This is a genomic window from Pseudoalteromonas sp. S554, from assembly GCF_005930865.1.
Taxonomy (GTDB): domain Bacteria; phylum Pseudomonadota; class Gammaproteobacteria; order Enterobacterales; family Alteromonadaceae; genus Pseudoalteromonas; species Pseudoalteromonas marina.
The window spans coordinates 1-10037 of record NZ_PNDV01000052.1; the positions used below are offsets into that span (position 1 = coordinate 1).

The 10037-nt window shown below is 37.2% G+C and carries 9 protein-coding genes; 4 read left to right on the plus strand and 5 right to left on the minus strand.

Going from position 1 to position 10037, the window contains the following annotated elements:
• Window positions 1-94: 94 nt before the first annotated feature.
• From CWB65_RS12720 to ocd, 4 genes are all read right to left on the minus strand, one after another.
• The gene (locus CWB65_RS12720; protein WP_138740734.1) at window positions 95-1138 is read right to left on the minus strand and encodes a patatin-like phospholipase family protein; all 1044 of its coding nucleotides are present in this window, start codon (window positions 1136-1138) and stop codon (window positions 95-97) included.
• A 139-nt stretch (window positions 1139-1277) separates the two neighbouring features.
• A complete protein-coding gene (locus tag CWB65_RS12725; protein WP_138740735.1) occupies window positions 1278-2684 on the minus strand; it encodes an alanine/glycine:cation symporter family protein in 1407 nt (468 codons plus the stop codon).
• Between the two features lie 118 nt (window positions 2685-2802).
• Window positions 2803-3714 (minus strand): citrulline utilization hydrolase CtlX, encoded by a 912-nt coding sequence (gene ctlX / locus CWB65_RS12730; RefSeq protein ID WP_138740736.1) that lies wholly within the window; start codon window positions 3712-3714, stop codon window positions 2803-2805.
• On the minus strand, window positions 3711-4781 hold the full coding sequence (gene ocd, locus CWB65_RS12735) for an ornithine cyclodeaminase (RefSeq protein WP_138740737.1): 1071 nt from the start codon (window positions 4779-4781) through the stop codon (window positions 3711-3713). Before ocd ends, ctlX begins: the two co-directional genes overlap by 4 nt.
• Window positions 4782-4947: 166 nt before the next feature.
• Here ocd and CWB65_RS12740 point away from each other — a divergent pair, with 166 nt between their 5' ends.
• The 4 genes from CWB65_RS12740 (at window position 4948) to CWB65_RS12755 (ending at window position 9281) form a co-directional block, all read left to right on the plus strand.
• Window positions 4948-5379, plus strand: coding sequence for an Lrp/AsnC family transcriptional regulator (locus CWB65_RS12740; RefSeq protein WP_138740738.1), 432 nt, complete (start codon window positions 4948-4950; stop codon window positions 5377-5379).
• A gap of 244 nt (window positions 5380-5623) precedes the next feature.
• Complete coding sequence (locus tag CWB65_RS20260) at window positions 5624-6055, plus strand: DUF4158 domain-containing protein (RefSeq protein WP_502704845.1); 432 nt, start codon at window positions 5624-5626, stop codon at window positions 6053-6055.
• Window positions 6025-8583 carry a Tn3 family transposase gene (locus CWB65_RS12750; protein WP_138740739.1) on the plus strand — a complete coding sequence of 853 codons (2559 nt, stop codon included), beginning with the start codon at window positions 6025-6027 and terminating at the stop codon, window positions 8581-8583. Before CWB65_RS20260 ends, CWB65_RS12750 begins: the two co-directional genes overlap by 31 nt.
• 113 nt (window positions 8584-8696) lie before the next feature.
• The gene (locus tag CWB65_RS12755) at window positions 8697-9281 is read left to right on the plus strand and encodes a recombinase family protein (RefSeq protein ID WP_138686820.1); all 585 of its coding nucleotides are present in this window, start codon (window positions 8697-8699) and stop codon (window positions 9279-9281) included.
• Between the two features lie 95 nt (window positions 9282-9376).
• Here CWB65_RS12755 and CWB65_RS12760 read toward each other — a convergent pair whose 3' ends face one another.
• Complete coding sequence (locus CWB65_RS12760) at window positions 9377-9895, minus strand: helix-turn-helix transcriptional regulator (RefSeq protein WP_249365033.1); 519 nt, start codon at window positions 9893-9895, stop codon at window positions 9377-9379.
• Window positions 9896-10037 lie beyond the last annotated feature (142 nt).

Genomic DNA, 10037 nt, shown 5'->3' on the forward strand with positions numbered 1-10037 from the left:
AATATCGAAATTTAACATAACGTAATTTATGGGTTGTCAGTTGTCAGTTGTCAGTTGTCAGTTGTCAGTTGTCAGTTGTCAGTAACATGAAAAATTAGAACCGTTTAAAATCAAACTTAGCCGTATCTAAATATTTATCAAAAGCTTCAGCCAATTTTTCAGTTTCACTAAACACAGTATTCCAATATTTAATACGCGTGTCGGCATCGAGATCGGTAAAGTCGTTTCTGTCTGGAATTTTTCCGTAAGGTAAACCGGCTACAAATTTTTTTGATGGGGTGATCATCACCACGCTGTCGTAATTTTGTGGTGCTACTTTGCGTTTTAAGTTTTTATCAAACCACCCTGCTTTTGGGTCGCTATTAAAATGCGGATACAAAATTAAGCCAGGGTTATTAATTTTTACATCAAAGTGGTAGTCGATTATTCCGCCATCGCGATACATGCCTTGTGGCGAGCCTGCAATATTTTTTATACCTTCCATAACAAGCGGTATAGAGCCCGATGCAAGTAAGGCATCTTTTAAATTTGTTTGGTTAAGTGCTATGTTTTGCGTTTTAAAATTATAACCGTCGGTTATTGATAAATTACTGTTTGGCGCACCAAAAATAAATCGCTCGTACTGCGAGCCTAATAATTTTCGGTTTACGCGGTTTAGCATGTAACTTATTGATAAACCTAAAAGCTGAATTAATTTATTTTCGCTGGCTATAAAGCCATTAGATTTAGCGACTATAAAATGTGCTTTAAATACGGGGTTATTTATTATTTCGGTAACGCCATTATCGCCAAATACATCTTCAAGTAATGCGCGGGCTTTAATTGTAATTTCAGCAGGTGTTGGTTTATTACTTGAATAACGCGTTTGCGAATACGATGTTGCTAAACGCTCAATGGCGGCAACCGGGTCGTTTTGTGCAAAACACGCAGAGCGAAATGCGCCAGCTGATGAGCCAATTAAATTAAGCGGTTGGGTTCGGTTTTTAAAAAATTCACCAAAAATATATTTGTCTAATCCAAATAAAGTAAACCATTTAGGCCCGCCACTTGCGCCTAAAAATGAAGTAAATAGTTCAGGCTTAAAGCCTTGCTCGTTTATTATTTTTGCTGCGTTCTTCCCTGCGACAATGTCGATCATGTCTGTATTTTTACCTTTTATATATGTATTTTGAACTCTTTAACGCGCTACAAATGTGAATAGTTATGCAAAATTAAAAAGCGGTTTTATGCTGCCATAAAACCGCTATTTGTAGTTAAAGTTAGCTAAAATACATGAATTAATCCCAAATGCCGTCTTCGCATTTTCCCTGAACTTTTACATCTTTTACTTTAAATTCGGGTTCTATACCTTTGTCTCTTTGCGTGTGGTAATCGTGCGTTACCGACAAAATAGTAGGTGTTAACAGTATGATAGCGATTACGTTAACGACTGTCATTAACCCTAACGCAATATCGGCTAAATCCCATACTTCTTTTAATGTGGCCGATGCGCCCCACAACATCATTGATAAATATAGTAAGGTGTAAATACCACGCCCTACTTTGTTATCGAGCTTAAATAGATGTAAGTTACTTTCAGCGTAGGCGTAGTTAGCTACCACCGAAGTAAAGGCAAATAACGTAATGGCTGCAGCTACAAAGTACACGCCACCTTGCGCCAAATGCGCGGTCATAGCGCTTTGTGTTAAACGTATGCCTTCCATTTCTCCGCTTATGTCTATATCAGCTAATAAAATAACAACGGCTGTACAACTACAAAGTACGATTGTATCGAAAAACACACCAAGCATTTGTATGTAGCCCTGTGTTACAGGGTGATTAGGAATAGGGCTAGCACTTGCACTGGCATGCGGAACACTCCCTGCGCCCGCTTCGTTAGAATATAAACCGCGTTGAATACCATTTTTAATGGCAGCCCCCATCGCGCCTGCTCCCGCTTCTTGTAATCCAAAGGCTGAAAAAAATATATCTTTAAGCATGGCCGGTACTTGAGTAAAGTTTATAACGGTAATAATAACGGCGGCTAATACAAAAATAATGCCCATAATGGGCACTACGCGCTCTGCAAACCGGGCAATGGCTTTAAAGCCGCCTAATATAATTGAGCCTGCAAGAACTGTAATAACAATACCGGAGTAAAACGTGGGTACTTCAAATGCGTAGTTTAGTGCATCAGTAATCGTATTGGTTTGCATTGCGCTAAAAGTAAACCCGTACCCCAAAAATAAGCACGCGGCAAATACAATTGCGAAGGCACGGCTTCCCAGCCCTTGTTGAATGTAATACGCAGGGCCACCTCTAAATTCGCCGTTACTATCGCGAATTTTATACACTTGGCCTAATATACTTTCTGCAAATCCGGTTGCCATGCCCAATACAGCAATGACCCACATCCAAAATATTGCACCACTACCACCAAGCGATATAGCGACTGCAACACCGGCTAAATTACCCGTACCTACCCGAGCACAAAGCCCTGTACACAATGCCTGAAATGACGAAATGTCGTTTTTATTACATTTACTGCTGCCTTTTAATAGGCTAAACATATGCTTAAATTTAACTATTTGAATTGCTTTTAAACGCACAGAAAACCATACGCCGGTGAAAAGTAAAATATAAATGAGTACCTGACCTTCTCCCCACAAAAGGTTATTTACACTTTTTACTACCGTATCGAACATTGCAGATTCCTTATTATATTTTTATAGTTATGCGCTTTAACATAGGCATTTTAAAATGTACTGGCAACGCTTAATATTTTATACGAAATAAAGGCAACCTTGTTGCCTTTAGGTTTTGTCATTTGCTTTGTAAATGTACCCCTGCAATCATACACCTTACTGAACCACCAGCAGATTCAATGGTAGGTATTGGCAAAGGCACTAGTTTAGCCGTTTTTTGTATTGCAATTATTTGCTCGGCTGTAAGCGCATTATAGGCGGTTTGTGACAGCGCTAAAATTCGCCCATTTTTACCGTGTAATTCAATGGCATTCCCGCAAAAGTTATTTATTTGCTCAACCGACAAATCAATCACTTCGTGATGACTTTGTAAAAAATGCCCTACCAGCTCACTGCGTTGGTCTTCAGGCACCATATTTAAGCCAATCATTACAAACTTGCTAGCCACACACATTAGTACATTAGTGTGATACACCGCTATACCTTGCTCGTCAGTTGCATTAAACACAACCGGCTTGAACGAAAGTAAATTACACACCGTATTAACGACCGACCTTGTTGTGCGTTTAGATTCTACCGCGTAGGCAAGTTTATATTGGTGATCGAGCACCAGTGAACCGGTACCTTCCAAAAATGAATTTTCTTTCGCTAAATGCGCATAATCAGTCACTACCGCCACTTTATAGTGATCCGTTAAAAAATCAATTATATCTTTACGATATTCTAATCTTCTGTTTTCAACAAACATTGGGTAAATAATTAATTCCCCATTTTGATGGGTAGAAAACCAGTTGTTTGGAAAAACCGAGTCGGGTGTGTGTGTTTGCTCGTCTTCAAATAAATGAACGGTTACACCTTCGTTTTGTAGTAACTCAACCGCGTGGGTCACCTCTTTAAATGCTTGCTCGCTTTCATTTTTTACTTCACATTCGCTTTGAAATGCATTGTCGAGCATGGTTTGTGGATTAGAAGTAAAGTGATGCGGACGAACCATAACAACCGCGTTCGGTGCTTGTTGTGTTAGGCTCATGCTGCACTCTCTTTATCTTTATGCGGTATTTCAAGAACTGAAAATAAATTGCGTGGGTCGCCCTGCTGAGTGATCAGGTCGAGTATTTCGTATTCTCCTGACTTAATAAGCTGCTCGCGAATATACACTAACGCGCTAAAGTCTTCGCTTGCAAAGCCTACACCGTCAAAAATAGTAAGCTCTTTTTCGCATGTACGACCAAGGTGCTGTTTATTAATTACTTTATGAAATTCGGTTACAGCAAAACACCTGCTCATTTGTTGAATTTCGCCCTCTACTCTAGTTTGTGGTTCGTACTCTACAAATACATTAGCACGCTCCAACAACGCTGAATCAAGCTCAGTTTTTCCAGGACAATCGCCACCAATCGCATTAATATGAACACCTTGTGGGATCATATCGTTCGTTAAAATTGTTGCGTTGGTTTTATCGGCCGTGCATGTGGTAATTATGTGCGCGCCCTTTATTGCTTCCTCTACACTTTCACAGATAGTCACGGTTAAGCCTTTATTGTTTAAGTTATTAAATGCTTTTTGAGAAGCTGCTTCGTCTATATCGTATAAACGAATGTGCGTAATACCTAATACCGCTTTAAATGCTAAAGCCTGAAATTCTGACTGAGCCCCATTGCCAATCAGAGTTAAGGTTGTTGAGTTTTTTGGTGCTAAATAAGTAGCCACAAGCGCTGATGTTGCAGCAGTGCGTAGTGCGGTTAATAAGCACATTTCGCTAATCATTACCGGGTAGCCGCTATCAACATCTGACAAAATACCAAAAGCCGCAACCGTTTGAAGTTCCTTAAACGTGTTTTTTGGATGGCCATTGACATATTTACAGCTAAACATTTTTCCATCGCTTACCGGCATAAGCTCTATTACACCATCCGGAGAGTGAGCTGCATAACGCGGCGATTTATCAAACTCATGCCACCGAGCAAAATCCTGTTTTAACGTGTTAGTTAGGCTAACTAATACGTTTTCTATTCCTAATGTATTTATTAGCTTAGCCATAGCTTGAACATTTACAAATGGAACGCCTTGTTTTGGCTCTGCTATAAAATGACTCATGACTACCTCTGTAATAATAATATGAACTAATTAAAATAAGTTTATCGACTACAGATGCCATTTAATATGGCAATACTTTATACAAATAGTAGTGATTTTTATCAATTTGCTATGCATAAATGTAAAGTTTTAGTATTTTGTATAAAAAATAACTAGAGGTAAGCGAATGCTCCCTTACATTTACGACTCTTTAGATAACGCCTTAATAGCCGAATTAAGAAAAGATGGCCGTGCTTCTATTTCAGCCCTAGCCGATGTTTTAAAGGTGTCGCGCGGGACAGTACAAAATCGTTTAGACCGTTTAGTTTCATCGGGCGCGATATTAGGCTTTACGGTGCGTGTACACGAACACATTGAAACCGAAGCAGTAAGAGCAATAATGATGGTAGAAGTGGTGGGTAAATCTACATCGCAGGTAATTAAAACTATGCGCGGCATACCAGAGCTCACTAAATTGCATACCACTAACGGCGCTTGGGATTTAGTAGCAGAAATACAGACGGCAAATTTAGGTGAGTTTGATGGCGTACTCAGGCAAGTGCGCGAAATAGAAGGCATTTTAAATAGCGAAACCAGTATATTATTATCATCTACTTAAGCATTAATGTTAACACGTGAATATTAATATCGCCTTGCTCATGTCTGATCTTACAGTTTAAGTAATTAGATTTAGACCTCATTTAGCAGACAGCTATTAGGGGTTTTGTGCCCATCCCCTCGAAATGAACCTTAAGATTATTTTCTGACCGATCATAAGTTATGATGATGAAAAATAATTATAAAGGTCAACCATCATCACTAATTCAGCCACTAAACGTATTCACATACTTAACGAATCCGAAATAAACGAACTTTACGCTCTACCTAACTTTAATCGTACAGACAGGGAAGACTATTTTTCACTGGATAATGAGACCCAAAAGCTCGTTAATGAGTTAAGACGATTAGAAACCAGAGTATATTTTATTCTGCTATTAGGGTATTTCAGATCACGGCCTATTACCTTTAACTTTTCGTTTGATGATGTTGTGGTTGATCTTGATTATGTTCGAAGTAAATATTTCAATGGCAAAGACATGCTATTAACTGATTTATCTCGAACAACAAAAACAAAGCTGGTTAGTAAATTACTTAAACATGTAGGTTTTTCAATTTACCAAAGCAAAATTAACAAAGCCCCATTAATTGGAAGATTAAATGATGTTGTAAAAATAAATTTAGAGCCTAGATATGTTTTCGATGAGTGCATTGCATATTTTGGTCAAATAGAATAGCGCTAGCGGGTTACACAACGCTGCAAGATACTATATCAACGGTATTATCAAATGAACGCAATCGTATTGAAGTTGTTCTCAATGAAAATTTAACACTATCCACAAAAGCAACATTGCTGAAATTACTTGAATCAAATAATACCTTTACTGATTTAGCTAAATTAAAAAAGATGGCTAAAGACTTCTCGGCCAGTCAAATAGCACAAGAGTTGAAGACACATAAAATTATACGTTCACTTTATCCTGAAATTAAAGTGCTTATTACTGAACTGGAGCTATCCCCTAAAAACCTTGAATACTACGCGTCATTAGTTAAACACAAGACCGTTTATAAACTTAGAAGACACGATGACAGCCAAACTATTTTATATCTTGTTTGCTATTTATTTTTTAGGTACCGAGAAACCAATGACAATTTGGTTTCCGCTTTTATCTATATGATCAGAAAGTTAACTGAATCAGCTAAAGGCTATGCAAAACAACGCATTGTAGAAGATGTCACTATTGTTCGCACTAAATTAAAATCTGCGGGTAGTTTATTAAAGTATTTTATCGATGCCGACATGGACGATAACCTTAGCTTTGGTGATGTGCGTAAGAAAGCCTTTGAACTTATTCCCGCAGAGAGTATTAAGTTACTAAGTGATCATCTAGATAACAATGACTTTGATGGCCGTCAATATGAATGGCAATTTATCGATAAACAATCGAGTAAAATTAAAAAACTTATCCGCTCACTCTTCTTGTCTATTGATATCGAGTTCATTCACCTAAAAGATGAATTACGCGAACAATACACCACAGCTCACGAAGAATTAGGGGCGTTCAAAACGATAAAAACAATTAACATCAATGTGGTACCTAAAAGTGACCGAGAATATTTCGAAGGCGATAATACCAAATTAATTGCTAATCGGTTTGAGTACTTTCTTTACCGAAAAGCAGAACAGCTATTTCATAGCAACAGCCTGACCGTTAAAGAGAGTGTTAATAATAGAAGCTTAACTTCTGACTTAATCCAACCTAAAGAATGGGAGAAAAAGGCTGAAATAATTGAAAATACAGGACTTGATAAGTTGAGTGCTTCCATTAATCAAACATTAACGGATAAGAGTCAACAGCTAGAAGCTAAGCTGAAGGAAGTAAGTGAACACATTTTTAATGGCGACAATAAGTATGTTGAATTTATTCCTGGCAAGGCCGAACTTAAGTGGTCTATTCCTAATAAACGATGGCAAGAAACTATCGACAATCCACTTTATAGTCAAATTCAACATATGGGTATTGTTGAACTCATGCTATTTGTTGATCAAAAAACAGACTTTTTAAAATCATTCACTCACATTTCAGTTAACAAAGAAAAAGCACCGGCTAATAAGGAGGATTTGATCGCTTGCATCTTAGCTAATGGCACCAATTACGGTTTATATAAAATGGCGAATATTTCCGACCGTTCCATGGGTAAATTACGCAGTGTCGATGATAGTTATATTCGATATGAGACATTAACACAGTCGAATGTTCAGGTTTCCAATGCAATAGCCACGTTACCAATATTTGCCTATTACCATGTCGACGATAACCAATTGTTTTCAAGTATTGATGGTCAAAAATTTGAGTGCCGCATTAATACCTTTAAGGCGCGTTATTCATCTAAATATTTTTCTAAAGGTAAAGGCGTTTCGGCGCTTACATTAGTTTCAAACCATGTTCCAGTGAGTACGCAAGTGATTGGTGCTAATGAGTATGAAGGTCATTTTGCTTTCGATTTACTTTATAATAATTCATCAGACATACAGCCAAGTACGTTATCCACTGATACGCATGGTACCAACAATGTCAACTTCGCTATTTTGGACTTCTTTGGCTATACGTTCGCCCCTCGATACGCAAAAATGAAAAAAATATTTTTTAATTTATTTGAAGTGTCTGAAGAAGATGGTGGACGTATTCAATTGATAAAAGAAATCAATCATAAACTCATTACTGAAGAGTGGGATGACATTCAACATATCTTGTGTTCATTGAGCCGAAAGACTACCACACAAAGCACTATCATTAGAAAGTTGAGTAATGGCAAGAGTCGCACATTGGCAGCCATTCATGAATACGACCGTTTGATAAAATCAATTTATGTTTTGGAATACGTTGATAATTCCACGCTACGCCATTATGTTCAGCAAGCCTTGAACAGAGGTGAAGCGTACCACCAATTAAAACGAGCTATAACTTCCGTTAATGGTAATAAATTTCGTGGCGGTAATGATTACCAAGTATCACAATGGAACGACTGCGCCCGACTTATTTCAAACTGTATTATTTATTATAATTCTGCGTTACTGTCGGCATTTCTGCAAATTCAAGAAAAGAATGGTAGGCAAGACGTTGTTGATATTATTTCAAGATTATCACCTGTCGCTTGGCAGCATATAAATTTGAATGGTGAATATGCCTTTAATAAAGACCGTAAGGAAATTGATTTAATCGGTTTACTAAATGGTATTGAAACACTTGATAGTATCAATTGAAAACCAAAATAACGGTTATCATAAAGTATACTTTATGATAACTACATTTGACTATTATCAAAACTACTCTCATAATGTTTTTATCAAAACATCTTAGAGTATAAAATAGGTTTATGCCAAAAATTGGATACGCAAGAGTTAGCTCGACGGGACAAAGTTTGGAAGTACAACTTGATAAATTAAATTTAGCCGGTTGCGATAAAATTTATCATGAGAAGCAGAGTGGGAAAACAGCTGAACGTCCAGAGTTTCAAAAGTGCATGAATTATCTTAGGGAAGGAGACACACTCGTTATCACCAGATTAGATCGTCTTGCGCGTTCAGTTATTCATTTGTCACAAGTTGCTGAGCGCTTTCAGGAAGAAAGTATTGATCTAGTGGTAATTGATCAAGCAATTGACACATCAACGCCCACAGGGCGCTTAATGTTTAACATGTTAGCGGCAATCGCAGAATTTGAAACAGATTTACGCTCAGAAAGGCAATTAGAAGGTATTGCCAAAGCTAAAGAACTCGGAGTTAAATTTGGGCGGCCAACAAAAAGAACTGATGAAATAGACTTAGAAATTTATAATAAAAGGAAAGAAGGCGTATCTATTGGTCAATTGGCAAAAGGTTATGACTTAGGCTCGGCTACGATTTATAGAATATTGAATGATGTTCTTGAAAAAACACCAACTGATACAACGAAATTATAAAGCTTGACCTAATTTATTATTTATTTCAGATAGTTTAACTTTAAACTTCTAATGCCGATTCGAGAGGATGGGCACACCCCCCTAATAGACTAAATTCACGCAAAGCAATCTTTATATTGTTTTGGCGTTGCCGCGACTATTTGTTTAAAGTTTCGATGAAAATGACTTTGATCAGTAAAACCTAAATCTACAGCTACTGAAGCTATATCTGTCCCATAACGTAATAGCGTTTTTGCTTTATTAATCCTTCTTGCTAATTGATAAGCGTGTGGTGTCATTCCAAACTCCTTTCTAAACGCATGGATTAAATAATAACTACTTAGTCCAGCAGCACAGGCTATGTTATCTATTTTAATATTTTTCTCGAAATTATCAGTAATATAATCTCTGGCAAGCGCTAAAGCGTTGTGTTTTGATTTTTTTATTACCGTTTCTTTTCCTTGATCTTCTTTAATTAAGTGGGAGAAAAATGATATTGCAGACTGTTCTTTATGTAATTGACTGGAGTTACTCACTAAAATATTAAATAGTAATTTAAACTGATTGAATGTGTGTTGGTTTGTTAAATGGTGTTGATGAAAAGGCATAAACTCTTTTGTAGTATTATCTAACACCTCACTTTGTATACAATGAATCGCCCCGAGTTCATCGGAGACCAGTTTGTTTAAGTCAGGCCACTTTACCTGACTCGTTTAAATTATCATAGTAGTCTGTTTCATATTGAGCTGGTGAAATATTAACAAATTGAAGAAAATA

Coding starts and splice junctions, on each gene's coding strand:
- CWB65_RS12720 (WP_138740734.1), bottom strand. CDS start 1,138: ATGATCGACATTGTCGCAGGGAAGAACGCAGCAAAAATAATAAACGAG.
- CWB65_RS12725 (WP_138740735.1), bottom strand. CDS start 2,684: ATGTTCGATACGGTAGTAAAAAGTGTAAATAACCTTTTGTGGGGAGAA.
- ctlX (WP_138740736.1), bottom strand. CDS start 3,714: ATGAGCCTAACACAACAAGCACCGAACGCGGTTGTTATGGTTCGTCCG.
- ocd (WP_138740737.1), bottom strand. CDS start 4,781: ATGAGTCATTTTATAGCAGAGCCAAAACAAGGCGTTCCATTTGTAAAT.
- CWB65_RS12740 (WP_138740738.1), top strand. CDS start 4,948: ATGCTCCCTTACATTTACGACTCTTTAGATAACGCCTTAATAGCCGAA.
- CWB65_RS12755 (WP_138686820.1), top strand. CDS start 8,697: ATGCCAAAAATTGGATACGCAAGAGTTAGCTCGACGGGACAAAGTTTG.